The sequence below is a fragment of the Pseudomonas japonica genome (assembly GCF_900188455.1).
Taxonomy (GTDB): Bacteria; Pseudomonadota; Gammaproteobacteria; order Pseudomonadales; family Pseudomonadaceae; genus Aquipseudomonas; species Aquipseudomonas japonica.
This window is the reverse complement of sequence record NZ_FZOL01000004.1, coordinates 247,388-272,830: the sequence shown is the minus strand read 5'-3', so window position 1 is coordinate 272,830 and position 25,443 is coordinate 247,388. Positions and strand designations below refer to the sequence as shown.

Sequence of the window (25,443 nt, the reverse complement as noted above, 5' to 3'; positions counted from 1 at the left end):
ACCGCACCATGCAAACCCGCGAAGACATCTTCAACACCCTGCGCGACGCGCTGGTGGAACTGTTCGAACTGGACGCCGAGCGCGTCACCCTCGACGCCAACCTCTACGAGGACCTGGAGATCGACAGCATCGACGCGGTCGACCTGATCGATCACATCAAGCGCCAGACCGGCAAGAAGATCGCCGCCGAGGAATTCAAGGCCGTGCGTACCGTCAACGATGTGGTCGAAGCGGTGTACCGCCTGGTCGCCCCGGCGGCATGAAACGCCTGATCGGGCTCGGGCTGGTCCTGGCCGGCCTGCTGTACCCGTTCGCGGTGCACTTCGGCATGGCGCACTTCGCGCCCTGGCAGTTCGGCCTGCTGCTCGGCGGGCTGTGGCTGGCGCGCGCCATGACCCAGCCGCACAACCCCGGCGGACGCTGGATGGCCCTGGTGGCGATCCTCTTCTGCGCCCTGCTGGCGCTGTTCGACGACCCGGCGCTGCTGCGCTGGTACCCGGTGCTGATCAGCGCCTTCATGCTGGCCCTGTTCGGTTCCAGCCTGAAGTTCGGCATGCCCATGGCCGAGCGCCTGGCGCGCCTGAGCGACCCAGAACTGCCCGACCGAGCGGTGCGCTACACGCGGCGGGTGACCGAGGTGTGGAGCGCCTTCTTCCTAGCCAACGGCCTGGTCGCCGCGGCGCTGACCCTGTGGGCGCCGCTGGCCTGGTGGACCCTTTACAACGGCCTGATCGCCTACGGGCTGATGGGCCTGCTGTTCGCCATCGAATGGCTGGTACGACAACGCGTGCGAGGACGCTCATGAAATGGATCAACCTTGAGCAGTTGCTGTGGCCGACCGCGGCGCCGCGCCAGGTCAGCCACGCCCCGGCGCTGAGCCATGCGCAGCTCAGCGAGCAGGCCCTGTGCCTGGCCGCCGGCCTGCAACAACGCGGCGTGCGGCGCCTGGCGATCTACCTGGAAGACGCCGCCGAGCTGGCGGTGGCCCTGCTTGGCGCCTGGCGCGCCGGGGTCGAGGTGCTGCTGCCCGCCGACCTGCAGGCGCAGACCCGCCAGCGCTGGGACAGCGAAGTCGACCTGTGGCTGAGCGAGCAGGACCAGCGTCCCCACGCGCTGTTCGCCGAGCCGCTGGCCGCCGCCGACCTGGACCTCGACGCCTGCCGCCTGAGCCTGTGCACGTCCGGTTCCACCGGCCAGCCCAAGCGCATCGACAAATGCCTGCGCCAACTGGCCAACGAAGTGAACAACCTCGAAGCGCTGTGGGGTGCCGGACTGGGCGAGGCCTGCATCATCGGCAGCGTGTCCACCCAGCATATCTACGGCCTGCTGTTCCGCGTGCTGTGGCCGCTGTGCGCCGGGCGCAGCTTCGTCCGCCGCCAGTTGCCGTTCCCCGAGGACCTGCAGCGGGCCAGCCGTGAACACCCGGCCTTCGCCTGGGTCGCCAGCCCGGCGCTGCTCAAGCGCATGGGCGACAACCTCGACTGGCCGGCCCTGCGCGCGGTCAGCCGGGTGTTTTCCTCCGGCGGCGAATTGCCCGCCGACGCCGCCCAGACCCTGCACCAGCGCCTCGGCCAGTGGCCGACGGAAATCCTCGGCAGCTCGGAAACCGGAGGTATCGCCTGGCGCCAGGGCGACAGCCTGTGGCAGCCGTTCGCCGGCATCCGCCTGAGTCAGAACGATGACGGCGCGCTGTGCATCGAGTCGCCCTACCTGCCCGCCGGGCAGGTCGAGCAGAGCGCCGATGCGGTGAGCTTCGACGCCAATGGCCATTTCCGCCTGCTCGGGCGCCTCGACCGCATCGTCAAGCTGGAAGAAAAGCGCATCGCCCTGCCCATGCTGGAACAGGCGCTGCTCCAGCACCCGTGGGTCGAGGACGCGCGCCTGGGCGTCATCCACGGCGGCCGCGCCGCCCTCGGCGCCCTCCTGCAGCTCAACGCCAGAGGCCTGCATGCCCTGCGCAACCAGGGCCGTCGCGCGGTCACCGAAGCCCTGCGCGCGCACCTCGTTCCGCATTGCGAGGCCCTGGCCCTGCCGCGCCGCTGGCGCCTGCTGCGGCAACTGCCGTACACCGCCCAGGGCAAGCTGCCGCAGTCGCTGGTGGAGACCCTGCTGACGGCGCCACGGCCGACCGGACCGGACGTACTGGGTGAAGAACACCACGGCGACGAACTGCACCTGACCCTGGCCATCTCCGGCGACCTCGCCTATTTCAACGGCCACTTCCCGCAGACCCCGGTGCTGCCCGGTGTGGTCCAGGTGGATTGGGCCATCGCCCTCGGCCAGGCCCTGCTCGACCAGCCACGCCGCTTCGCCGGCATGGAAGTGCTGAAATTCCAGCAACTGGTGCGCCCTGGCGACCAGTTGCTGCTGACCCTGCGTTTCGACGTCGAGCGCGGCAAGCTGTACTTCGCCTACACCTGCGACGGCAAGCCGTGCTCCAGCGGCCGCATCCTCCTGGAGGCCGGCCAGTGAACAAGCCCTGCGCGGTGATTCCCGTGTACAACCACGAGCTCGCGGTGCCGGCGGTGGTCGCCGACCTGCGCGCCGCCGGCCTGCCCTGCGTGCTGGTGGACGACGCCAGCAGCCCGGCCTGCGCCGCGGTGCTGCGCCAGCTGGCGAGCGAGCCGAACACCTTCCTCGTGCAACTGCCGGCCAACCAGGGCAAGGGCGGCGCGGTCATGGCCGGCCTGCGCGAAGCGGCGCGCCTGGGCTTCAGTCATGCCCTGCAGGTGGATGCCGACGGCCAGCACGACCTGGCCGACGTCAGCCGTTTCCTCGACCAGTCCCGGGCCCATCCCGAGTCGCTGATCTGCGGTTATCCCCAGTACGACGCCAGCGTACCCAAGGGCCGCCTGTACGCGCGCTACCTGACCCACGTGTGGGTGTGGATCAACAGCCTGTCGCTGAAGATTCCCGACTCCATGTGCGGCTTCCGCGTCTACCCGCTGCCGCCGGTACTGGCCTTGATCGACAAGGTCGAACTGGGCCGGCGCATGGACTTCGACCCCGAAGTGCTGGTGCGCCTGGCCTGGCGCAACCAGCCGATGCAATGGCTGCCGACGAAAGTGCATTACCCGCAGGACGGCCTCTCGCACTTCCGCCTGTTCCACGACAACGCGCTGATCTCGAAGATGCACACCAAGCTGTTCTTCGGCATGTTGCTGCGCGCACCGGTGATCCTCTGGCGGCGGTGGACGGCATGAGCAGCCAGCAACGCCACTGGGCGGACCACGAGGAACGCGGCAGCTTCCTGCTGATGAAGCTCACCGCGTTGGGCGTGCGCCTGCTCGGCCGACGCCTGCTGAGCCCGGTGCTGTACGGCATCGTCCTGTACTTCTTCCTCTTCGGCCGCCGCGCCCGCCATGCCGCCTGGGCCTACCAGCGCCACCTCGCCGAGTGGAGCGGCCAGCCCGAACTGCGCCCCACCACCCGGCGGGTGTTCGGCCAGTTCATGGCCTTCGCCGACGCCCTGCTGGACAAGCTCGACGTGTGGAACGGCAAGCTCGGCCTGGAGCAGATCGAGATCGTCGACCCCGGCCAGTTGCACAGCCAGTTGCGCGCCGAACGCGGGCAGATGCTGGTGGGCGCGCATCTGGGCAACCTGGAGGTCTGCCGCGCCCTGGCCGAAATGGGCCAGCAGGTGACCATGAACGTGCTGGTCCACACCCGCCATGCCGAGCGTTTCAACCGCCTGCTGGGCGAGGCCGGGGCAACCCACCTGCGCCTGATCCAGGTCAGCGAGCTGGACCCGGCGACCATGCTGCAACTGAGCCAGCGCCTGGAGCGCGGCGAATGGCTGGCGATCGCCGGCGACCGCGTGCCGCTGCATGGCGCGCGCACCGTGACGGTGGACTTCCTCGGCCGGCCGGCCGCCTTCCCGCAAGGCCCCTGGCTGCTCGCCGGGCTGCTCAAGTGCCCGGTCAACCTGCTGTTCTGCCTCAAGCGCCAGGGCCGCTATCAGGTCACCCTCGAACCCTTCGCCGAGGCCGTGCAATGGCGCCGCAGCCAGCGCGACCAGGTGATCGCCGAGCACGCCGCGCGCTATGCCGAACGGCTCGGCCACTACTGCCTGCAGGCCCCGCGGCAGTGGTTCAATTTCTACCCTTTCTGGAAGAACGATGACGATGCATCCGCGTGAGCCCGTAACCTTCGGCGAGTCGCCGCTTTCGATCGAAGACATCCAGGCCCTGGCCCAGCGCCAGGCCGAATCGCGCCTGCAGGACGACGCCGAGTACCGCGCGCGCATCGCCCGCGGCGCGCAGTTCCTCGACACCCTGCTGGACAAGGAAGGGGTGATCTACGGCGTGACCACCGGCTACGGCGATTCCTGCGTGGTGGCGGTGCCGCTGGAGCATGTCGAGGCGCTGCCGAAACACCTGTTCACCTTCCACGGCTGCGGCCTGGGCCGGGTGTTCGACGAACCCTCCACCCGCGCACTGCTGGCCGCGCGGCTGCAGTCGCTGTGCCACGGCGTGTCCGGGGTACGCGTGGAACTGCTGGAGCGCCTGCAGGCCTTCATCGCCCACGACATCCTGCCGGTGGTCCCGGAAGAAGGCTCGGTGGGCGCCAGCGGCGACCTGACGCCGCTGTCCTACGTGGCCGCGACCCTCTCCGGCGAGCGCGAAGTGCTGTACCGCGGCGAGCGCCGCCTGTCCGCCGACGTGCACCGTGAGCTGGGCTGGCAGCCACTGGTCCTGCGCCCCAAGGAAGCCCTGGCGCTGATGAACGGCACCGCCGTGATGACCGGCCTGGCCTGCCTGGCCTGGACCCGCGCCGACTACCTGCTCAAGCTCGCCACGCGGATCACCGCGCTCAACGTGGTGGCCCTGCAGGGCAATCCGGAACACTTCGACGAGCGCCTGTTCGCCGCCAAGCCGCACCCGGGGCAGACCCAGGTGGCCGCCTGGCTGCGCCAGGACCTCGCCATCGACGCCCCGACCGCGCCGCTGCACCGCCTGCAGGACCGCTACTCGCTGCGCTGCGCGCCGCATGTGCTGGGCGTGCTGGCCGACAGCCTGGGCTGGCTGCGTGGCTTCATCGAGACCGAGCTGAACAGCGCCAACGACAACCCGATCATCGACGGCGACGCCGAGCGCGTCCTGCATGGCGGGCACTTCTACGGCGGGCATATCGCCTTCGCCATGGACAGCCTGAAGAACCTCGTCGCCAACGTCGCAGACCTGCTCGACCGGCAACTCGCCCTGCTGGTGGACGTGCGCTACAACCACGGCCTGCCGAGCAACCTGTCCGGCGCCCCGGCCGACCGCGCGATGATCAACCACGGCTTCAAGGCCGTGCAGATCGGCGCCAGCGCCTGGACCGCCGAAGCCCTGAAGAACACCATGCCGGCCAGCGTGTTCTCGCGCTCCACCGAATGCCACAACCAGGACAAGGTGAGCATGGGCACCATCGCCGCCCGTGACGCCCTGCGCGTGCTGGAACTGACCGAACAGGTCGCCGCCGCGACCCTGCTGGCGGCCAACCAGGGTGTCTGGCTGCGCGCGCGCGAGGCCGATGCCCGCCCGCTGCCGCCGGCGCTGGACGCGATGCACCGCGCCCTGCTCGACGACTTCGCCCCGGTGATCGAGGACCGCGCCCTGGAAAGCGACCTGCGCCGCTGCCTGCAACGTATCGTTGCGCAGCACTGGAGGCTCCATGCGTAGTCAGGGCGTGCTGCATGTCGATACCGAAGTGCTGGTGCCGTTCTTCGATGTCGACAGCATGCTGGTGGTCTGGCACGGCCACTACGTCAAATACCTGGAAGTGGCGCGCTGCGCGCTGCTCGACCACCTCGACCACAACTACCTGCAGATGCAGGCGTCCGGTTATGCGTGGCCGGTGATCGACCTGCAACTGCGCTACATGCGCGGCGCCACCTTCGGCCAGCGTCTGAAGGTGCGCGCCAGCCTGGTGGAGTGGGAGAACCGCCTGAAGATCCACTACCTGATCAGCGACGCCGCCACCGGCGAGCGCATGACCCGCGCCAGCTCCGTGCAGGTCGCGGTGCATATCGCCAGCGGCGAGATGCAACTGGCGTCGCCGCAGGTGATGCTCGACGCCGTCGCCAGAGCGCTGCCATGAGGAGCGCTGCCATGAAGCGCCTGCTGCTCGGCCTTGGCCTGCTGCTCACCTGCGGCCTGGCCCAGGCGTTCGGCCTCGACGACCTGCGCAAGCAACTGAGCGCGCCCGAGGTGATCAAGGGCCCGTTCGTCCAGGAGAAACACCTGCGCGCCCTGCCCCAGCCGCTGGTCAGCAACGGCCAGTTCGTCCTCGCCCGCGACCACGGCCTGCTGTGGCTGCTGCAGACCCCGCTGAAGCAGGACTACCGCCTCAACGGCCAGGGCATCTCGCGCCGTGACGCCAGCGGCTGGCAGACGTTGCCGACGCGCACCGCCGGCAGCGAGCAGAACAAGCTGTTCTTCGCTGTGCTGCAAGGCGACAGCAGCGGCCTGGAGCGCGACTTCGAGCTGGCCCTGGAGGGCGACGCCAAGGCCTGGAAACTCGACCTGACCCCGCGTTCGCTGGTGCTCAAGCAGATCTTCACGCGCATCGAGATCCACGGCGGCCAGTTCGTCGAGCGCATCGAACTGCTGGAAACCCAGGGTGACAGCACCGTGCTGCGCATGCCGTCCAGCGTCAGCGCCAGCCTGAACGACGCGGAGCGCCACGACCTTGTCGATTGAGCGCCTGCTGCCGCGCCTGTTCCTCGTGTTGCTGCTCGCGGTCCTGGCCCTGGCCGGCTGGCAGTGGCAGCGCGGGCCGACGCTGTCCGCCGACCTGATGACCCTGGTCCCCGGGGCGACCCAGGACCCACTGGTCAAGCGCGCCGAACAGCGCATGCAGGAACCGCTCAACCGCGAGATGCTGGTGCTGGTCGGCCACGCCGAGCGCGACCAGGCCATCGACCTGGCCCGTGAACTGGCCACGCAATGGCAGGCCAGCGGCCTGTTCGAGAAGGTCCAGTGGAGCCTGCAGACCGACCTGCAGGCCCTGCGCGAGCAATTGCTGCAGGGCCGCCTGGCCATGCTCTCGCGGGCTGACCGCGCAACGCTCGCCGACTCGCCGGACACCTTCGTCCAGCAACGCCTGCAAAGCCTGTTCGACCCCTTCGCCGGCTTCAGCCTGGTGTCCAGCCAGGACGACTGGCTGGGGCTCACCGGCCGCATCCAGAACAGCCAGCCACGCCCGGCCAACATCGAGCTGGACACCGCCAGCGGCGCCCTGCTGGCGAAAGCCGACGACCGCTACTGGGTGCTGCTGCGCGCCCGCACCGAGGGCAATGCCTTCGACATGAAACTGCCGCTGCGGGTCGCCGACCTGCTGGACAGCAGCCGCACCCTCGCCGGGCAGCGCGACGCCCGCCTGCTCGCCGCCAGCGGCCTGCTCTACGCCGCCAACGGCCAGCGCCAGGCCAGCCATGAAATGACCTGGATCGGCGGCGGCGCGACGCTGGGCATCCTGGCGATCCTGCTCCTGGCCTTCCGCCGCCTGCGCGTGCTGCTGGCCTTCATCCCGGTGCTGATCGGCATGCTGTTCGGCGCCACCGCGTGCATCGCCCTGTTCGGCCAGATGCACGTCATGACCCTGGTCCTCGGCTCCAGCCTGATCGGCGTGGCCGTGGATTACCCGCTGCACTTCCTATCGAAAAGCTGGAGCCTGCGCCCGTGGAACACCTGGCAGGCGGTGCGCAGGACCCTGCCCGGCCTGAGCCTGAGCCTGGCCACCAGTTGCATCGGCTACCTGGCCCTGGGCTTCACGCCCTTCCCGGCCCTGACCCAGATCGCCGCGTTCTCCGCCGCCGGGCTGGTGGGCGCCTACCTGAGTTCGGTGTGCCTGCTGCCGGCGCTGCTGAAGCACATCGACCTGCAACCGGCGCAGTGGCCGCTGCGGATCGCCGAAACCCTGGTGAGCCTGCGCCTGCGCTTGCTGGAGCGTCTGCCGGCGGTGGTCCTGCCGGGCCTGCTGGTGCTGTTCTGCGTCGGTGGCCTGTGGCACCTGCAGAACCGCAACGACGTGCGCCAGTGGGTCGCCAGCCCGCCGCAACTGCAGGAAGAGGCCATGGCCGTGGCGCGGATCACCGGCTACCAGCCCACCAGCCAGTTCTACCTGGTGCGCGCCGCCGACCAGAGCCAGTTGCTCGACCGCCTGCGCAGCCTGGGCGAGCGTCTCGACCGGCAGGTCGCGGCGGGCCACCTGAAGGGCTACATGGCCCTCGATCAGTTGCTCGCCAGCCCCGCCGAACAGGAAAAGACCCGCGCCGCGCTCGGCAGCCTGCCCGCCCACTGGCAACCACTGCTGGCCGGGGGTATACCGCAAGCTGCGCTGGAGGCTGAACTGGCGCAACTACAGGCGCTGCCGACGCTGGATATCGACCAGGTCCTCGCCGGCCCCCTCGGCGAGGCCTTCCGCCCCCTGTGGCTGGGCTGCCTGCGCGCTCTTGTAGGAGCTGGCTTGCCTGCGAAGGACCGCGACGCGGTCCCGGTTCCTGATCTACAGCCAGGCCAATGGTCTCTACCCGGCTTCGAACCTGGAACCGGGACCGCTTCGCGGTCCTTCGCAGGCAAGCCAGCTCCTACAAATCAATTGGTTACCTGTGCCTCTGATGAACAGGGCGTCGCCGCCATCGTCAGCCTGCAGGGCCTGAACGATCCGGCTGCCCTGCGTCAACAGGCCGAGGGCCTGGACGGTGTACAACTGGTCGACCGCCTCGGCGAGCTGAACCAGTTGTTCGCCGCCACCCAGGTCAGCGCGGCGGAACTCAAGCTGCTGTCCTGCGTGCTGATCGTCGCCCTGCTGATCGTGCCCTTCGGCTTCGGCGGTGCGCTGCGCATCGTCGCCCTGCCACTGTTGGCGGCGCTGTGCAGCCTGGCCAGCCTGGGCTGGCTGGGGCAGCCGCTGACCCTGTTCAGCCTGTTCGGCCTGCTGCTGGTGACGGCGATCAGCGTCGACTACGCGATCCTCATGCACGAGCAGATCGGCGGCGCCGCGGTGAGCCTGCTCGGCACCCTGCTGGCGGCCGTCACCACCTGGCTGTCGTTCGGCCTGCTGGCGGTGTCGAGCACACCGGCGGTGAGCAATTTCGGTCTGGCCGTCAGTCTCGGCCTGGTCTTCAGTTTCATCCTGGCCCCATGGGCCGCGCCGCGCCACAGGGAGAAGTCGGCTTGAGCATCGTGCTGTTCTGGGCCCTGGCCCTGTCGCTGTTCCTGATCGCCGGGGAAATCGGCCGGCGCCTGGGCCTGATCAGCATCGTCAGCCACCTGCTGCTGGCGACCCTCGGCCTGCCCCTGCTGATGCTGCTGTGGGTCGGGCCGCACTGGCAACTGACCGGCGCCGAGCTGATCGCGCCCGCCTGGCTGAAGACCCTGTACGGCCTGAGCTTCGCCCTGCTGCTGGGGCATATCCTCTCCGACGTGGTCGAGCTCAAGGTCGACCGCCAGAGCCTGAAGATCGCCCTGCCCAGCTTCCTCGTGCCCTTCGTCTGCGGCCTGGCCTGCGGCGCCCTGCTGCTGCCGGAACAACCGTGGCTGACCGCGCTGGCCCTCGGCCTGGTGTTCGCCATCACCGCGGTGCCGGTGCTCTACCTGTACCTGCGCAATATCGACTACCCGCCCGCCGCCACGCGCCGGCTGATGCAGGTGGCGATCGGCATCGACCTGGTCTGCTGGCTGCTGTTCGGCCTGGGCCAGGGCAGCCTCGACCCGCTGAGCCTGGCCTGGCCGCTGCTGGCCGCCTGCGCGCCGCTGCCCCTGTACCTGCTGGGCCTGCGCAGACCCTGGGTGTTCGGCCTGAGCTTTCTCGCCCTGCTGTTCGTCGCCGAGCACTACAAGCTCAACGCGCTGATCTTCGGCATCGCCTACCTGGCCTGCCTGGCCTGGCTCAAGGTACCGCTGCGCCTGCCGATATCGGCGCAGTGGATCAAGCACCTGCAGAACGGCGTGGCCATCCCGCTGATCCTGACCTTCGGCATCATCCAGATCGACTTCCAGCACCTGCTGCGGCACCTCGACCTGCTGCAACTGGGCGCCCTGGTCGTGCTGCCGATCGCCAGCAAGATGCTCGGCAACTGGCTGGGCCTGAAGTGGGCCGAGCCGTCGTTCCCCGGCGCCAGCCGCTGGCGCGAGAACCTGTTGCTGAACATTCGCGGCCTGAGCGAGATCGTCTTCCTCAATCTGCTCCTGCAACAGCAGTTGATCAGCCCGGCGCTGTATTTCGCCCTGATGCTGATGAGCCTGGTCGCCACCTTGATGCCCGCGCTGGCCGGGCTGCACCGGATTCCGCTCAACACCCTTACCACGGCAAGGAGGCCTCATGCCGAACACTGAATTGCAACAACGGCAGGTACTGGTCATCGGCGCCGGCCCGTCCGGCGCCATCGCCGCGGCGCTGCTCAAGCGCCAGGGTCACGATGTGCTGATCATCGAACGCCAGCGCTTCCCGCGCTTCTCCATCGGCGAAAGCCTGCTGTCGCACTGCATCGACTTCGTCGAGGAAGCCGGCATGCTCGACGCCCTGCTGGCAGCCGGTTTCCAGCTGAAGAACGGCGCCGCCTTCGCCTGGGGCGATGAGTACAGCGCCTTCGATTTCGGCGATACCTTCAGCAAGGGCCGGCCGACCACCTTCCAGGTCCAGCGCGCGCGCTTCGACCAATTGCTGGCCGACCAGGCTGCCCTGCAGGGTGTGGAGATCCGCTACGAAGAGGAAATCGTCGCCGCCGATTTCGAGCGCGAGCGACCCCAGGTGCGGGTGCGCCGCCTGGATGGCAGCGAGTACCGCGTCGAAGCACAGTTCGTGCTGGATGCCAGCGGCTACGGCCGCGTGCTGCCACGCCTGCTCGACCTGGAAGCACCGTCGAGCTTCCCGGTGCGCCAGGCCGTGTTCACCCATATCGAGGACCGCATCGACCACCCGGACTTCGACCGCGACAAGATCCTCATCACCACCCACCCGGAACACCGCGACATCTGGTTCTGGACCATCCCCTTCAGCGATGGCCGCTGCTCCCTCGGCGTGGTCGCCGCCGCCGGGCACTACGACAACGCCCCGGACGACCTGGATGCCTGCCTGAAGGGCTTCGTCGCGCAGACCCCAAGCCTGTCGAAGGTGCTGAAGAACGCCGTCTGGGATACCCCGGCGCGGACCATCGGCGGCTACTCGGCCAACGTCAAGACCCTGCACGGCCCGGGCTTCGCCCTGCTCGGCAACGCCGCGGAATTCCTCGACCCGGTGTTCTCCTCCGGCGTCACCATCGCCATGCGTTCGGCGAGCATGGCGGCGGGCGTCCTGCACCGGCAGTTGCAGGGTGAGGCGGTGGACTGGGAAAGCGAGTTCGCCACCCCGCTCAAGCGCGGCGTCGACACCTTCCGCTGCTATGTCGAGGGTTGGTACAACGGCAGCTTCCAGGACGTCATCTACCACCCCGGCAGCTCGCCGGAAATCCGCGCCATGATCAGCTCGATCCTCGCCGGCTACGCCTGGGACGAGCGCAACCCCTTCGTCAGCGAACCCAAACGGCGCCTGCGCATGCTCGCCGAGATCTGCGCGAGGGAGGAGGCATGAGCGAACAGCGCTTCTTCAGCGACACCTACGTCGAGGAAACCCGCTTCGGTTTCTGGTTCCTGCGCAGCCACACCTGGCAGCACCATGTGCTGCGGGTGGCGATCAACGACCTGCGCCGCCTGTTCGACGAAGAGCCGCCGCAGGCACCCGTGCTGCTCGATGTCGGCTGCGGCCAGGGACGCTCGTTCCGCCACCTGCACCAGGTGTTCAAGCCGGGCCGCCTGCTCGGCACCGACGCCGACCCGCACAGCCTGGCGTGCAGCGGCGCCGAAGCGGTGAACCAGAGCCTCAAGGTCGAGCTCAAGGGCAGCGACTGCGCCAACCTGCAATTTGCCGATGCCAGCGTCGACCTGCTGTTCTGTCACCAGACCTTCCACCACCTGGTGGAACAGGAAAAGGCCCTGGCCGAATTCTGGCGCGTGCTCAAACCTGGCGGTTACCTGCTGTTCGCCGAGTCCACCGAGGCCTATATCGACACCTGGGTGATCCGCTGGCTGTTCCGTCACCCGATGCATGTGCAGAAGAGCGCCGAGGGTTACCTGCAGATGCTGCGTGACCAGGGCTTCGAATTCGGCGAGCGCAATGTCTCCTACCCCTACCTGTGGTGGAGCCGCTCGAAGGACTTCGGCCTGCTCGAACGCTTCGGCCTGCGCCAGCCGCCACCGCCGGGGCAGCGCGAGGAAACCCTGGTCAACGTGGTCGCGCGCAAGCCCGTGGACGCCGCATGAAGCACCTGCTGTCGCTGTTCGTCTGCCTGCTGCTCGCGGCCTGCGCCAGCAGCCCGCCATTGCCCGCGCAGGTACCAGCGCTGGCCCTGCCGATGACCCTGCATGTGCAGCGCGAACAGGCCGGGCAACGCCAGGACTGGCTGCTGGTGATCCAGCGCGAAGACCAGCGCCTGCGCTGGTCGCTGCTCGACCTGCTGGGCATCCCCCAGGCCCGCCAGTTGCTCGGCGACGGCACCTGGCAGGCCGACGGCCTGTTGCCGCCCAACCCGGCGGCCCGCGAACTGTTCGCCGCCCTGCTCTTCGCCCTGACCCCGGCCGAGCGCCTGACGGCGCTTTATCCCGCGGCGCGACAGCAGGATAATCGGCGCTGGCTCGGCGAGCGCTGGCAGGTCACCTACCGCCAGGCCGACGACTTCACCTTGAATCTGCAGCAAGGCCTGCGTTATCAAGTCACTCCCCTGCCCGGCGAGAGTCCACCATGACCGCTTACCTCAACGCCCTGGGTCTGGTCTGCGCCCTGGGGCGTGACCCGGCCGAAGTCGCCCGTCGCCTGTTCGCCGGCGACAGTTCCGGCATGCGCGCCGAAGCGGGCTGGGTACCCGGGAAGCAGGTGATCGTTGGCGCGGTGCCAGGCGCATTGCCGCCCCTGCCAAGCGCGGTCGAGGACCAACGGAGCCGCAACAACCAGTTGCTGTACGCGGCCTGCGCGCAGATCGAAGCGCCGCTGCGCGAAGCCATCGCCCGCTTCGGCGCGCGGCGCATCGGCGTAGTCCTCGGCACCAGCACCTCGGGGATCGAGGAAGCCAGCCAGGGCATCGCTCACTACCTGCGCGAAGGCCAGCTGCCGCCGAGCTACGACTACGCGCAACAGGAACTCGGCGCGCCGGCGGCCTTCCTCGCCCGCTGGCTGGGCCTCGGCGGCCCGGCCTACGTGATCTCTACCGCCTGCACCTCCGGCGCCCGCGCCCTGATCAGCGCCCGCCGCCTGCTCGACCTGAACCTCTGCGACGCGGTCATCTGCGGCGGCGTCGACAGCCTGTGCAAGCTGACCCTCAATGGCTTCACCGCCCTGGAGGCAGTCAGCACCGCGCGCTGCAATCCGTTCTCGGTCAATCGCGACGGGATCAATATCGGCGAGGCCGCCGCGGTGTTCCTGATGACCCGCCAGGCCAATGCCGAAGGCCGCGGCGTGGCCCTGCTCGGCGCCGGCGCCAGCTCCGACGCCCACCATATTTCCGCCCCGGACCCGACGGGCGCCGGCGCCCTGCGCGCCATGGCCGATGCCCTGGCCCATGCCGGCCTCACGCCGGAACAGATCGACTACCTGAACCTCCACGGCACCGCCACCCGGCACAACGACGCCATGGAGAGCATCGCCGTGAACCGTCTGTTCGGCCCCGGCCTGGCCTGTTCCTCGACCAAGCCCATGACCGGTCACACCCTCGGCGCCGCCGGCGCCCTGGAAGCCGCGTTCTGCTGGCTGGCCCTGACCCGGGACACGTCCGACGGCCTGCTGCCGCCGCACCTCTGGGACGGCCAGGCCGACCCGCAACTGGCCACGCTCGACCTGATCGAGCCCGGCCGCCGCCTGCCCGCCAACGGCGCGCGGCACCTGATGAGCAACTCGTTCGCCTTCGGTGGCAACAACGTCAGCCTGATTCTCGGAGACACCCCATGATTGCCTGGCCACTGGCCGAACTCCTGCCCCATGCCGGCGACATGATCCTCATCGACGGGATCGAGTCGTTCGACGAGGAGCAGATCCACACCCACCTCACCGTGCGCCCCGGTGGCCTGTTCAACCGGCCCGACGGCAGCCTGCCGGCCTGGGTCGGCATCGAGCTGATGGCGCAGACCGTGGCCGCCTATGCCGGCTGCCGCGCGCGCCAGCAGGGCAAGCCGGTGGAGCTGGGTTTCCTGCTCGGCACGCGCAAGTTCGAATGCGATGTCGAGTATTTTCCCGCCGGTGCGCACCTGCGCCTGCATGCCCTGCGCTCGCTGGAAGACGACAACGGCATGGGCGTGTTCGAGTGCCACCTGTACGGACCGGGGCTGCACGCCACGGCCCGCCTGAATGTTTTCCGCCCGCCGCAGGCCGCCGCGTACCTGGCCGAAGCGGGCGACGAGGAGTCCCCACAATGACCGACACCATCCTGGTCACCGGTTCCAGCCGTGGCATCGGCCGCGCCATCGCCCTGCGCCTGGCCCGTGCCGGCTTCGACCTGGTGCTGCACTGCCGCAGCGGCCGCGCCGAGGCCGAGGCCGTCGCCGACGAAGTCCGTGCCCTCGGCCAGCAGGCCCGGGTCCTGCAGTTCGACGTGGCCGACCGCGCCGCCTGCGCGGCGATCCTCAACGACGACGTGGACACCCACGGCGCCTACTACGGCGTAGTGTGCAACGCCGGCCTGACCCGCGACGGCGCCTTCCCGGCGCTGACCGAGGAAGACTGGGACCAGGTCCTGCGCACCAACCTCGACGGTTTCTACAACGTCCTGCACCCGGTGATGATGCCGATGATCCGCCGCCGCGCGCCGGGGCGCATCGTCTGCATCACCTCGGTGTCGGGGCTGATCGGCAACCGCGGCCAGGTCAACTACAGCGCCTCCAAGGCCGGCGTGATCGGCGCGGCCAAGGCCCTGGCGATCGAACTGGGCAAGCGCAGGATCACGGTCAACTGCGTGGCCCCGGGGCTGATCGACACCGCCATGCTCGACGAGCACGTGCCGGTGGAAGAGCTGCTGAAAATGATCCCGGCGCAGCGCATGGGCACGCCCGAGGAAGTCGCCGGCGCGGTGAACTTCCTCATGTCCGCCGAGGCCGCCTATATCACCCGCCAGGTCCTGGCCGTCAACGGAGGTCTGTGCTGATGAAGCGTGTGGTCGTCACCGGCATGGCCGGCATCACTTCCCTGGGCAGCGACTGGGCGACCATCGCCGGCAATTTCGCCGCCAACCGCAGCGGCATCCGGCGCATGGACGAATGGGACCGTTTCGAAGAACTGAACACCCGCCTGGCCGGCCCGGTGGATGACTTCGCCGTGCCGTCCAGTTGGACCCGCAAGCAGTTGCGCAGCATGGGCCGGGTCTCGCGGCTCGCGGTGGCCGCGGCGCAGAATGCCCTGCTCGATGCCGGCCTGCTCGACGACCCGTCGATCCGCGACGGGCGGATGGGCGTGGCCTGCGGCTCGTCCACCGGCAGCACCGACGAGATCAAGGCGTTCGGCAACATGCTGCTCAACTCGGTGGCCGAAGGCCTCAACGCCAACTCCTACGTGCGCATGATGCCGCACACCACCGCGGCCAATATCAGCATCTTCTTCGGCCTCACCGGACGCCTGATCCCCACCTCCAGCGCCTGCACCAGCGGCAGCCAGGGCATCGGCTACGCCTATGAGGCGATCAAGTTCGGCCGCCTGCCGCTGATGCTCGCCGGCGGCGCCGAGGAGCTGTGCCCGACCGAGGCCATGGTGTTCGACGCGCTGTACGCCACCAGCCTGAAGAACGACGCCCCGCACAGCACCCCGAGCCCCTACGACACCGGCCGCGACGGCCTGGTGATCGGCGAGGGTGCCGGCATGCTGGTCCTCGAAGAACTCGAACACGCCCTGGCCCGCGGCGCGCACATCTACGCCGAGATCGTCGGCTTCGGCAGCAACGCCGACGGCCAGCACACCACCCGCCCCGAGCAGGCGACCATGCGCCGGGCGATGGAGCTGGCCCTGGAGGATGCCGACCTGGCGCCGGAGGCCATCGGCTACGTCAACGGTCACGGCACCGCCACCGAACAGGGCGATATCGCCGAGACCCTGGCCACCAGCAGCCTGTTCGGGCCGCGGATGCCGATCAGTTCACAGAAAAGCTTCCTCGGTCACACCCTCGGCGCTTGCGGCGCGCTGGAGGCCTGGTTCAGCATCGAAATGATGAACAGCGACCGCTACGTGCACACCCTCAACCTGGTGAACATCGACCCGCGCTGCGGCGAGCTGGACTACCTTTGCGGGGAGTTGCGCGGCATGAGCAACCAGTACGTCATGAGCAACAACTTCGCCTTCGGCGGCGTCAACACCTCGTTGATCTTCCGCCGCTGGTCCTGAAACGAACGGGAGAGAAAGGAATGTCTTCGATGATTCGCATGGCCCTGCTGGGCCTGGCGCTGGCCTTCGCGGCGGGCTGTACCTCGAAGCCGGTGATGGCGCCCAAGGAACTGCTGGTGGTCGGCCATTCGTACAGCAACGACGATATCCAGCGCGCCATCCTCCAGGCCGTGGCCGAGCGCGGCTGGACCGCGCGCAATGTGGTGCCGGGCCTGGTCCAGGCCGACATCACCGTGCGCAACACCTTCTACGCCGCGGTGGATATCCGCTACAGCCTGAGCAACTTCCGCATCGACTACCGCGACAGCCGGGGCCTGGACTACAACAACGGCAAGATCCATCGCAACTACAACCGCTGGGTGTACAACCTCGACAAAAGCATCATGCGCGAACTGCAGCGCATCGAGACCAATCGCATGGTGCAGCGCGCCGTCAACGAACAACGCTCGAACAATCACTGATCAAGGAATGAAACCATGCGTCTGAAGACCTGGACCGCCACCGCCGCCCTCATGCTCTGCGCCCTGCCCGGCCTCAGCCAGGCCCGCGATACCGCGCTGTACCTGCCGTTCGAGAAGGTCGTGCAGCAGATGTACAACGAGGGCAAGCTCGACAAGTCGCTCAAGTTCTACCTGGCCGGTGTGCAGCCCAAGGGCAAGGTCAGCGTGGTGACCCCGGGCGTGTCGACCAACAAGAAGACCAACGCCTTCAACAAGAGCGACGAGGAAGCATGCGAGTGGGCCCTGCAAGGCGCGCTGCTGACCCTTCAGGAGGCGGCGAAGCGGGTGAACGCCAACGCCGTGACCAATATCGTCAGCTACTACAAGAAGAACGAACGCAAGGACGCCACCACCTATGAATGCCACGCCGGCGCATTCATCGGCGGTGTCGCGCTCAAGGGCGACCTGTCCCGCGTCGACTGATTCAGGCCTTGCGGGTCAGCAGCTCGACGAAGGCATCCGCCATCGCCGAGCCCTGCTCCCGCCGCTGTACCAGCCACACCGCGGTGTCGGCGTCGGCATCCAGCAGCGTGCGATAGACCACACCGTCGATACGCATGCGCTGGAACGACGCCGGCAGCACCGACACCCCCAAGCCCGCCGAAACCAGCCCGATGATGGTCATCACCTCCGCCGCCTCCTGGGCGAAATGCGGGGTGAACCCGGCTTGCCGCGCCAGGCTCAGCAACTGCGCATGCAGGCCGCTGCCATAGCTGCGCGGGAAGAACACGAAGGGCTCGTTGGCCAGTGCCGCCAGGTGCAGGTCCTGTTCCGTTCCCCGTGCCAGCGGGTGATCGGCATTCAGCACGGCCACCAGCGGCTCGCGAAACAGCTCGGTGGCGACCAGGCTGTCCGGCAGCGGCAACGGCCGCATCAGGCCGACCTCGATGCGTTCGTCGAGCAGCGCTTCGGCGACGTCACGGCTGCTCATTTCCTTGAGATTCAGGTGCACGGCGGGAAACCGCTGGCGGAAGCTGTAGATCGCCTTGGGAATGCTTGAGTTGAACGGCGCCGACGAAGTGAAGCCGATCTTCATCTCGCCCAGTTCGCCCAACTGCGCGCGACGCGCCACGTCGGCGGCCTTGTCCACCTGCGCCAGCACCTGGCGGGCTTCTTCGAGAAACAGCCGGCCCGCCTCGCTCAGCTCCACTCGTCGGTTGGTGCGCTCGAACAGGCGGGCGCCCAGCTCCTGCTCCAGGGCCTGAATCTGCTGGCTCAGGGGTGGCTGGGAAATCCCCAGGGCCTGCGCGGCCCGGCCGAAATGCAGCTCTTCGGCGACGGCGATGAAATACCGCAGGTGGCGTAACTCCATAAGCGCTCCAATAAGTCGCCAAACGTCTTAAACAGGTCGAACAATATATTGGAAATGATCATTAGCCAGCTATATGATTTTTTCAGTTGCTCCCGAGGCCGCACCCCGCCGAGGTTCCCGTGAAAACTGCTGTAGCGCCCCACGTTCATGATCTTCCCCCGCAAGCGGTGGCCGACGTTGCCGCCAACCTGAAAGAAACCTGGATCGAAAAAGGCACCCCGGCGTTCATGCGCACGGTGCTGGCGCTGTTCTGTGGCGGTTTTGCCACCTTCGCCCTGCTCTACTGCGTGCAGCCGATGATGCCGCTGCTGTCCCGCGACTTTGCCATCAACGCGGCGCAGAGCAGCCTGGTGCTGTCGGTGTCCACCGGGCTGCTGGCCTTCGGGCTGTTGATCACCGGGCCGATTTCCGACCGCATCGGGCGCAAGCCGGTGATGGTCTTCGCCCTGTTCTGCGCGGCCCTGAGCACCCTCGCCAGCGCCTTGATGCCGACCTGGGAAGGGGTGCTGGCGATGCGCGCGCTGGTGGGCCTGTCGCTGAGCGGGCTGGCGGCGGTGGCGATGACCTACCTGAGCGAGGAGATCCATCCGCAGCACATCGGCCTGGCCATGGGGCTGTATATCGGTGGCAACGCCATTGGCGGGATGAGCGGGCGGCTGATCACCGGGGTACTGATCGACTTCGTCAGCTGGCACACGGCGATGCTGGTGATCGGTGGCCTGGCCCTGCTGGCGGCGGCGCTGTTCTGGAAGGTGCTGCCGGAGTCGCGCAACTTCCGTGCGCGCTCGATGAACCCGCGCAGCCTGCTCGACGGTTTTCTCCTGCACTTTCGCGATGCCGGTTTGCCGTGGCTGTTTCTCGAAGCCTTCCTGCTGATGGGCGCCTTCGTCACCTTGTTCAACTACATCGGCTATCGCTTGCTGGCCGAGCCGTATCACATGAGCCAGGCGTTGGTGGGGTTGCTGTCGATCGTCTACCTGTCGGGCATCTACAGCTCGGCGCAGATCGGCGCACTGGCTGACCGGCTGGGTCGGCGTCGGGTGTTCTGGGGCACCATCGTGCTGATGTTCGGCGGCATGCTGCTGACCCTGTTCACCGCGTTGCCGCTGGTGATCGTCGGCATGCTGGTGTTCACCTTCGGCTTCTTCGGCGCGCACTCGGTGGCCAGCAGCTGGATCGGCCGCCGCGCGTTCAAGGCCAAGGGGCAGGCGTCGTCGTTGTACCTGTTCAGTTACTACGCCGGGTCGAGCGTGGCGGGGACGGCAGGCGGGGTGTTCTGGCATTACGGCGGGTGGAACGGCATTGGCCTGTTCATCGGCAGCTTGCTAGTGGTGGCGCTGGGGGTGGCGGTGTATCTGAGCAAGTTGCCGCCGAAGACGGCGTAGTTGTCGGGGACCGCTTTGCGGTCCTTCGCGGTGGTTCGTCACACGACAAGCCACGCTCCTACGGTGGATTGCGCGGTCCCTGTAGGAGCGTGGCTTGCCCGCGAAGGCCTGCGCAGCAGGCCCATTCCAGACACCCGCAAACACAAAGTTTGTGGAACCCAAAAATCCTAGGACGTACCCTACGCAATCTGTCGGTCCTGGCTTCCTTGCCCATGGAAACCACTCCTTCTAGGCTTTTGCGGTCGCCAAATGGTTGGCGACCGGGGTGTGGAAACCTTGGCTTCATCGAGTTAGGTCCGTCTATGGCGGCTGTGCGCGGGAGACCTTCGGGTCTGCCGGGTTCCTACTCGCTCGGTTTTCCACCCCGCGTACAGCTGCCACCCTTTCGTGTGGAAACGAAAGGCTGGAGGCCCGAACCGAGTAGACACGCCAATGAAGAAAATCGTCCCCGATCCACCCCTTTCACCCACCTGCAGCCGAGCCTTCGGCGAATGTCCCACCCATCCGCCGTTGTTCTCCGTCAACGCCGACATCGACCCGCACAGTGCGCTGGTGCACACCTCGATGTTCCTGCGTTGCGCCTACGAATCGGCCCAGCAATCCCTCAGCCCGGACTCGGACACCAACTGCTTTCCCTGGCTGACCATGCATGCCGTGGAAGCCGCGAAAGGCCTGGTGGATGCGTTGCTGGAGGGGTTGGAGCAGGAAGGCTGGAAACAGCCAATGAGCTAAATCGCACTGCGGTCGGCGTGGGAACGGATGAGTCCGCTCCCACGCCGACCGCAGTGTCTTGAGGCTTGCTGTCAGTTCACGATCTCGACCAGATCCACATCCACTTCCCGCGACATCAGGTGCTTCTCCACCTCGCCGGTCAGCTTGACCCTGGTCTTGTCATTGAACGCCACCGGCGGCAGATCCTCGTTGTCGATCTCCACGGTGATGGTCCCGGTGTTGTCCTTGAACTCGTACTTGTCGTCGTTGTTGATCTTCTTGATCACGTAGCCGGTGAGCACCACCGGGGTATCGTCGGCGGCGTCATTGGCCGCGGCCACGGTGGTCACCGCTTGCGCGCCCGGGCCGGTATAGCCGGTGCCGGCGGCCAGGGCGGCGGTGCTGAACAGCGGGGCGAGAACGAGGGCGAGGTAACGAATTTTCATGGTGCTGATCCTGTATGGGTTTTGATGGGATCAGATTACCCGGGGAGGCTGAATTCAAACTTAACCCGCGGTCCTACCTGTTATTTCTGCCAGTTGTGCCAGCCATGGCGCACATGGCCTGATGATCTCCCGGGCCATGCCCTCCTCGAAAATGAGGAAAACCATGCTCCCCACTCTCCTTCGCTACCTGTTATTGCTGCTCGCCACCCTGCCTGGCCTGCAATCCGATCCCGCGATCAGCGCCGAAGACCCGGGACGCAGCGTAGTCCACCGTCTGCAGCAACGCTTCGACGACACCCGCGCCCAATGCGAGGACAGCAGCGCCGCGTACAACTGCAGCGGCGTGATCATTCGCGCCATTCGCGACCCGTCCAATCCCACCTTCTGGAACCCCAGCCCGGAGAACGTCGCACGCAAGGGCGTGTCGTTCTCCTTTATCCGCGCCGATGTCGGCAACGAGCGGCTGGCCGGTGATGCGGGCCTGATCATGCGGGAACTGCACGCGCCGACCGAGCAACCCCTTGTCGTTCGCTGTGCATTCCCGGCGAACGCCGGAACCGACAGCCGGATCGAAAGCTGCGGTACCGAGCAGTTCCCACTGCCCTGTCACCTGAGCGGCATCACCGATATCCCTACCTGGCAAGCCCACTTCGCCCAATACACCGGGACCGGCTCCTGCTACTTCGAACCGGATGCCCAGTGGTTCCATTTCAGCATCGAGGCGCGGCGACACTTCCCACATCCTGGGCTGCGGGCTTTCTGGAACGAAATCATCATCGAGCCCTGGCCCCAGGACATTCCCGAGCGACTGCCGATCGAGGCCCTGTATTACTCCGGCGACGCAGTGGACAAGGCCCGGCAGATGCAGGACAGCTTCATCCGTGCCACCGGCAAGTTCATTCCCGTGGTCAGGGTCGAACTGACCCGGGATCCGGTCTTCTACTACTCGCCGAAGGACCAGGCCGTGCAGCCGCCTCGAATGACCGGGTCGCAGGGCACTGGCGACTGAAAGATGACGACCGCGCTACCTGATACTTCTGTCAGCTGTGCTTGCCAAGAACCGAGTGGTTTGATGGTTTCCCAACCCATTTCGAAGCAGCGCGAGAAAAAGCCATGTCCACCGTGTTCACATCCACCCGTCATGGTCTGGCCCTGGTCGCCATTTGGCTGGGCCTGCAAGCTTCACCGGCCTTCAGTGTCGAGGACCCGGGACGCAGCGTAGTCCACCGCCTGCAGCAACGCTTCGACGACACCCGGGCGGCTTGCCCGGATGGCAGTGCCGCCATCAACTGCAATGGGGTGTTGGTTCGCGGCATCAGCGAGCCGTCCGATCCGGCCTTCTGGAATCCGAACCCACGAGATGTCGCGCGCAAGGGCGTGTCCTTTTCCTATATCCGTGCCGACGTCGGCAATACTGTCCTCGCCAACAACGTGGGCCTGATCATGCGCGAACTGGGCGCCTCCACCGAGCAGCCGCTCACGGTCCGCTGCGTGTTCCCGTCCGATGCCGCCACCAGTAGCCGCATCGAGAGCTGCGGTACCGAGGAGTTTCCACTACCTTGCCATCTCAGCGGCGTCGTCGATATCCCCACATGGCAGGCCCACTACGCCGAGTACGGCCGCAGTAAGGCTTGCTACTTCGAGCCGACGACACAGTGGTTCCAGTTCAGCATTGAGGTACGCGAGCACTTTCCGCCTCCCAGCAGCGGACGCAGCATGTACAACGAAGTAGTGATCGCTCCCTGGCCCCAGGACGTCCCCACGCAATTGCCCCTCGAAGCGCTGTTTTATACGTACGACACCGAATACCTCGAACAAGCCCGGCAGATGCAGGAGAACTTCATCCGGGCCACCGGCAAGTTCATTCCAATCGTCAGGCTCGAGCTGAAGCAAAACCCGGTCTTCTACTACTCGCCAAAGGACCAGGCCGTGCAGCCACCCATGCCGACGACCACCCACGACGGGCAGGTCGCCGCCCAGCCAAAATGAAAATGCCGCCCGAAAGGGCGGCATTCCTCAATCAAGCCGAGGCTCAGGCGTGGTACTGCGCCGACAGCTCATGCACCGCGTTGATGAACGCACCGGCATGCTCCGGATCGACTTCCGGGGTGATGCCGTGGCCGAGGTTGAACACATGGCCAGTGCCATGGCCGTAGCTGGCGAGGATGCGCGCGACTTCGGCGCGGATGGCCTCGGGCTTGGCGTAGAGCACGGTCGGGTCCATGTTGCCCTGCAGGGCGACCTTGTCACCCACGCGGCGGCGGGCGTCGCCGATCTCGCAGGTCCAGTCCAGACCCAGTGCATCGGCACCGGCTTCGGCGATGCTTTCCAGCCACAGGCCGCCGTTCTTGGTGAAGAGGATCACCGGCACCTTGCGCCCGTCGTGTTCGCGGATCAGGCCGCTGACGATCTTGCGCATGTAGGCCAGGGAGAACTCCTGGTAAGCCGCCGCCGACAGGTTGCCGCCCCAGGTGTCGAAGATCTGCACCGCCTGCGCGCCGGCCTGGATCTGGCCGTTGAGGTAGGACGTGACCGACTGCGCCAGCTTGTCCAGCAGCAGGTGCATGGCCTGCGGGTTGTCGTAGAGCATGGCCTTGGTCTTGCGGAAGTCCTTCGACGAGCCGCCTTCGACCATGTAGGTGGCCAGGGTCCACGGGCTGCCGGAGAAACCGATCAGCGGCACGCGGCCGTTCAGTTCGCGGCGGATGGTGCTGACCGCGTCCATGACGTAGCCGAGGTCTTTTTGCGGATCTGGGATCGGCAGGGCCTCGATGTCGGCCAGGGTGCTCACCACTTTCTTGAAACGCGGGCCTTCGCCGGTCTCGAAGTACAGGCCCTGGCCCATGGCGTCGGGAATGGTGAGGATGTCGGAGAAGAGGATCGCGGCGTCCAGCGGGTAGCGGTCCAGCGGCTGCAGGGTCACTTCGCAGGCGAACTGCGGGTTCATGCACAGGCTCATGAAATCACCGGCCTTGGCGCGGCTGGCGCGGTATTCCGGCAGGTAGCGGCCGGCCTGGCGCATCATCCACACCGGGGTGACGTCTACGGGTTGCTTGAGCAGGGCGCGCAGGAAACGATCGTTCTTCAAGGCAGTCATGTCGGCATCCGGAAAAAAAGTGCGGGCATTTTCTCAGACGGACAAAGAAAAGGCACGGTGGTTACCGTGCCTTTTGTCTATCAGGATGCCCTGGGTCAATAGTTTTTGTTGTAGTGCCCGGGCGGCAAATCAGACGCCCAGGTAATCGAGGATCCCTTCAGCGGCGTTGCGGCCTTCGTAGATCGCCGTCACCACCAGGTCGGAACCGCGGACCATGTCGCCACCGGCGAAGATCTTCGGGTTGCTGGTCTGGTGCTTGAACTTGCCTTGCTCCGGCGCGACGACACGGCCCTGGCTGTCGGTCTGGATGTCGAACTGCTCGAACCACGGCGCCGGGCTCGGACGGAAACCGAAGGCGATGACCACGGCGTCGGCCGGGATGATCTCTTCGGAACCCGGGATCGGCTCGGGGCTGCGACGGCCACGGGCATCCGGCTCGCCGAGACGGGTCTCGACCACCTTGACGCCTTCGACCTTGTCTTCGCCGACGATGGCGATCGGCTGGCGGTTGTAGAGGAACTTCACGCCCTCTTCCTTGGCGTTCTTCACCTCTTTGCGCGAGCCGGGCATGTTCGCCTCGTCACGACGGTAGGCGCAGGTCACGGCCTTGGCGCCCTGACGAATGGAGGTGCGGTTGCAGTCCATCGCGGTGTCGCCGCCGCCGAGGACCACGACCTTCTTGCCCTTCATGTCGACGAAGTCTTCCGGCGACTTCTCGAAGCCCAGGTTGCGGTTGACGTTGGCCACCAGGAAGTCCAGCGCGTCATGCACACCCGGCAGGTCTTCACCCGGGAAGCCGCCCTTCATGTAGGTGTAGGTGCCCATGCCCATGAAGACAGCATCGTATTCGGCGAGCAGTTGTTCCATGGTCACGTCCTTGCCCACCTCGGTGTTCAGGCGGAACTCGATGCCCATGCCGCTGAAGACTTCGCGGCGATTGCTCAGTACGGTCTTCTCCAGCTTGAACTCGGGGATGCCGAAGGTCAGCAGGCCACCGATTTCCGGGTTCCGGTCGAACACCACCGGGGTCACGCCGCCGCGCACCAGGATGTCGGCGCAGCCCAGGCCGGCGGGACCGGCGCCGATGATGGCGACGCGCTTGCCGGTCGGCTTGACCTTGGACATGTCCGGACGCCAGCCCATGGCGAAGGCGGTGTCGGTGATGTACTTCTCCACCGAACCGATGGTCACCGCGCCGAAGCCGTCGTTCAGGGTGCAGGCACCCTCGCACAGACGGTCCTGCGGGCAGACGCGGCCACAGACTTCAGGCAGGGTGTTGGTCTGGTGCGACAGTTCCGCGGCGGCGAGGATATTGCCTTCGGAGACCAGCTTCAGCCAGTTGGGGATGAAGTTGTGCACCGGGCACTTCCACTCGCAGTACGGGTTGCCGCAACCCAGGCAGCGGTGCGCCTGTTCGGACGACTGCTGGGGTTTGAAGGGTTCGTAGATTTCCACGAACTCCTTCTTGCGCTGGCGCAGCAGCTTCTTCTTCGGATCCTTGCGCCCGACTTCGATGAACTGGAAGTCATTACTCAGACGTTCAGCCATTTTTCAAAACCTCTTTACCGCAGTTGCGAGCTTCACGCTGCAAGCTGCCAGACGATCACGTTTAGCC

Annotated in this window: 27 protein-coding genes; 23 read left to right on the top strand and 4 right to left on the bottom strand. The window is 66.9% G+C overall.

The features are described 5' to 3' along the window. Positions 1-8 precede the first annotated feature (8 nt). The 19 genes from CHB99_RS07595 to CHB99_RS07505 are packed head-to-tail and all read left to right on the top strand — an operon-like array spanning position 9 to position 17,300. A complete protein-coding gene (locus CHB99_RS07595) occupies positions 9-263 on the top strand; it encodes an acyl carrier protein (protein WP_042121268.1) in 255 nt (84 codons plus the stop codon). Beyond that, complete coding sequence (locus CHB99_RS07590; protein ID WP_042121266.1) at positions 260-805, top strand: COG4648 family protein; 546 nt, start codon at positions 260-262, stop codon at positions 803-805. Before CHB99_RS07595 ends, CHB99_RS07590 begins: the two co-directional genes overlap by 4 nt. After that, on the top strand, positions 802-2,472 hold the full coding sequence (locus tag CHB99_RS07585; protein ID WP_042121264.1) for an acyl-CoA synthetase family protein: 1,671 nt from the start codon (positions 802-804) through the stop codon (positions 2,470-2,472). The genes CHB99_RS07590 and CHB99_RS07585 overlap by 4 nt, the downstream gene beginning before the upstream one ends. Further along, positions 2,469-3,203 carry a glycosyltransferase family 2 protein gene (locus CHB99_RS07580; RefSeq protein WP_042121262.1) on the top strand — a complete coding sequence of 245 codons (735 nt, stop codon included), beginning with the start codon at positions 2,469-2,471 and terminating at the stop codon, positions 3,201-3,203. Before CHB99_RS07585 ends, CHB99_RS07580 begins: the two co-directional genes overlap by 4 nt. Next, positions 3,200-4,138 (top strand): lysophospholipid acyltransferase family protein, encoded by a 939-nt coding sequence (locus CHB99_RS07575; protein WP_042121259.1) that lies wholly within the window; start codon positions 3,200-3,202, stop codon positions 4,136-4,138. Before CHB99_RS07580 ends, CHB99_RS07575 begins: the two co-directional genes overlap by 4 nt. Continuing rightward, positions 4,119-5,663: an HAL/PAL/TAL family ammonia-lyase gene (locus tag CHB99_RS07570; protein WP_042121257.1), complete on the top strand. Its 1,545-nt coding sequence runs from the start codon at positions 4,119-4,121 to the stop codon at positions 5,661-5,663. The genes CHB99_RS07575 and CHB99_RS07570 overlap by 20 nt, the downstream gene beginning before the upstream one ends. Next, positions 5,656-6,081, top strand: coding sequence for an acyl-CoA thioesterase (locus CHB99_RS07565; RefSeq protein ID WP_042121255.1), 426 nt, complete (start codon positions 5,656-5,658; stop codon positions 6,079-6,081). Before CHB99_RS07570 ends, CHB99_RS07565 begins: the two co-directional genes overlap by 8 nt. Before the next feature lie 11 nt (positions 6,082-6,092). Then, positions 6,093-6,683, top strand: a complete 591-nt coding sequence (locus CHB99_RS07560) for an outer membrane lipoprotein carrier protein LolA (protein WP_042121253.1) — start codon at positions 6,093-6,095, stop codon at positions 6,681-6,683. Next, on the top strand, positions 6,673-9,165 hold the full coding sequence (locus CHB99_RS07555; protein ID WP_042121250.1) for an MMPL family transporter: 2,493 nt from the start codon (positions 6,673-6,675) through the stop codon (positions 9,163-9,165). The genes CHB99_RS07560 and CHB99_RS07555 overlap by 11 nt, the downstream gene beginning before the upstream one ends. Beyond that, entirely contained in the window at positions 9,162-10,322 is a 1,161-nt protein-coding gene (locus tag CHB99_RS07550; protein WP_042121249.1) for a cation:proton antiporter, read from the top strand. The genes CHB99_RS07555 and CHB99_RS07550 overlap by 4 nt, the downstream gene beginning before the upstream one ends. After that, positions 10,309-11,556: an NAD(P)/FAD-dependent oxidoreductase gene (locus tag CHB99_RS07545; RefSeq protein ID WP_042121247.1), complete on the top strand. Its 1,248-nt coding sequence runs from the start codon at positions 10,309-10,311 to the stop codon at positions 11,554-11,556. Before CHB99_RS07550 ends, CHB99_RS07545 begins: the two co-directional genes overlap by 14 nt. Beyond that, complete coding sequence (locus tag CHB99_RS07540) at positions 11,553-12,284, top strand: class I SAM-dependent methyltransferase (protein ID WP_042121245.1); 732 nt, start codon at positions 11,553-11,555, stop codon at positions 12,282-12,284. The genes CHB99_RS07545 and CHB99_RS07540 overlap by 4 nt, the downstream gene beginning before the upstream one ends. Beyond that, positions 12,281-12,766: a hypothetical protein gene (locus tag CHB99_RS07535; protein WP_042121244.1), complete on the top strand. Its 486-nt coding sequence runs from the start codon at positions 12,281-12,283 to the stop codon at positions 12,764-12,766. Before CHB99_RS07540 ends, CHB99_RS07535 begins: the two co-directional genes overlap by 4 nt. Further along, on the top strand, positions 12,763-13,962 hold the full coding sequence (locus CHB99_RS07530; protein WP_042121242.1) for a beta-ketoacyl-[acyl-carrier-protein] synthase family protein: 1,200 nt from the start codon (positions 12,763-12,765) through the stop codon (positions 13,960-13,962). The genes CHB99_RS07535 and CHB99_RS07530 overlap by 4 nt, the downstream gene beginning before the upstream one ends. Then, positions 13,959-14,426, top strand: coding sequence for a hotdog family protein (locus CHB99_RS07525; RefSeq protein WP_042121240.1), 468 nt, complete (start codon positions 13,959-13,961; stop codon positions 14,424-14,426). The genes CHB99_RS07530 and CHB99_RS07525 overlap by 4 nt, the downstream gene beginning before the upstream one ends. Further along, the gene (fabG, locus tag CHB99_RS07520; protein WP_042121238.1) at positions 14,423-15,151 is read left to right on the top strand and encodes a 3-oxoacyl-ACP reductase FabG; all 729 of its coding nucleotides are present in this window, start codon (positions 14,423-14,425) and stop codon (positions 15,149-15,151) included. The genes CHB99_RS07525 and fabG overlap by 4 nt, the downstream gene beginning before the upstream one ends. Next, positions 15,151-16,377 carry a beta-ketoacyl-ACP synthase gene (locus tag CHB99_RS07515; protein WP_042121236.1) on the top strand — a complete coding sequence of 409 codons (1,227 nt, stop codon included), beginning with the start codon at positions 15,151-15,153 and terminating at the stop codon, positions 16,375-16,377. Before fabG ends, CHB99_RS07515 begins: the two co-directional genes overlap by 1 nt. Positions 16,378-16,397: 20 nt before the next feature. Continuing rightward, positions 16,398-16,838 (top strand): hypothetical protein, encoded by a 441-nt coding sequence (locus tag CHB99_RS07510; RefSeq protein ID WP_042121234.1) that lies wholly within the window; start codon positions 16,398-16,400, stop codon positions 16,836-16,838. Positions 16,839-16,853: 15 nt separating this feature from the next. Then, positions 16,854-17,300: a hypothetical protein gene (locus tag CHB99_RS07505; protein WP_042121233.1), complete on the top strand. Its 447-nt coding sequence runs from the start codon at positions 16,854-16,856 to the stop codon at positions 17,298-17,300. A gap of 1 nt (position 17,301) precedes the next feature. Here the strand turns inward: CHB99_RS07505 and CHB99_RS07500 are convergent, their stop codons facing one another. Further along, a complete protein-coding gene (locus tag CHB99_RS07500) occupies positions 17,302-18,189 on the bottom strand; it encodes a LysR family transcriptional regulator (protein WP_042121231.1) in 888 nt (295 codons plus the stop codon). Positions 18,190-18,356: 167 nt separating this feature from the next. Here CHB99_RS07500 and CHB99_RS07495 point away from each other — a divergent pair, with 167 nt between their 5' ends. Further along, positions 18,357-19,574: an MFS transporter gene (locus CHB99_RS07495; RefSeq protein WP_428977838.1), complete on the top strand. Its 1,218-nt coding sequence runs from the start codon at positions 18,357-18,359 to the stop codon at positions 19,572-19,574. 432 nt (positions 19,575-20,006) lie between these two features. Continuing rightward, on the top strand, positions 20,007-20,306 hold the full coding sequence (locus CHB99_RS07490; protein WP_042121227.1) for a DUF3077 domain-containing protein: 300 nt from the start codon (positions 20,007-20,009) through the stop codon (positions 20,304-20,306). Between the two features lie 71 nt (positions 20,307-20,377). Here CHB99_RS07490 and CHB99_RS07485 read toward each other — a convergent pair whose 3' ends face one another. Continuing rightward, the gene (locus tag CHB99_RS07485) at positions 20,378-20,731 is read right to left on the bottom strand and encodes a YgiW/YdeI family stress tolerance OB fold protein (RefSeq protein WP_042121226.1); all 354 of its coding nucleotides are present in this window, start codon (positions 20,729-20,731) and stop codon (positions 20,378-20,380) included. Positions 20,732-20,894: 163 nt separating this feature from the next. Between CHB99_RS07485 and CHB99_RS07480 the strand changes: the two genes are divergently transcribed. After that, complete coding sequence (locus CHB99_RS07480; RefSeq protein ID WP_052419365.1) at positions 20,895-21,740, top strand: hypothetical protein; 846 nt, start codon at positions 20,895-20,897, stop codon at positions 21,738-21,740. Positions 21,741-21,844: 104 nt separating this feature from the next. Beyond that, positions 21,845-22,720 (top strand): hypothetical protein, encoded by an 876-nt coding sequence (locus tag CHB99_RS07475; RefSeq protein ID WP_052419364.1) that lies wholly within the window; start codon positions 21,845-21,847, stop codon positions 22,718-22,720. A 43-nt stretch (positions 22,721-22,763) separates the two neighbouring features. On the opposite strand, the gene hemE is transcribed toward CHB99_RS07475, so the two are convergent. Both hemE and CHB99_RS07465 read right to left on the bottom strand, forming a co-directional pair. After that, on the bottom strand, positions 22,764-23,828 hold the full coding sequence (gene hemE, locus CHB99_RS07470; RefSeq protein WP_042121224.1) for a uroporphyrinogen decarboxylase: 1,065 nt from the start codon (positions 23,826-23,828) through the stop codon (positions 22,764-22,766). Positions 23,829-23,957: 129 nt separating this feature from the next. Beyond that, positions 23,958-25,376 (bottom strand): FAD-dependent oxidoreductase, encoded by a 1,419-nt coding sequence (locus CHB99_RS07465; protein WP_042121222.1) that lies wholly within the window; start codon positions 25,374-25,376, stop codon positions 23,958-23,960. Between the last annotated feature and the right edge of the window lie 67 nt (positions 25,377-25,443).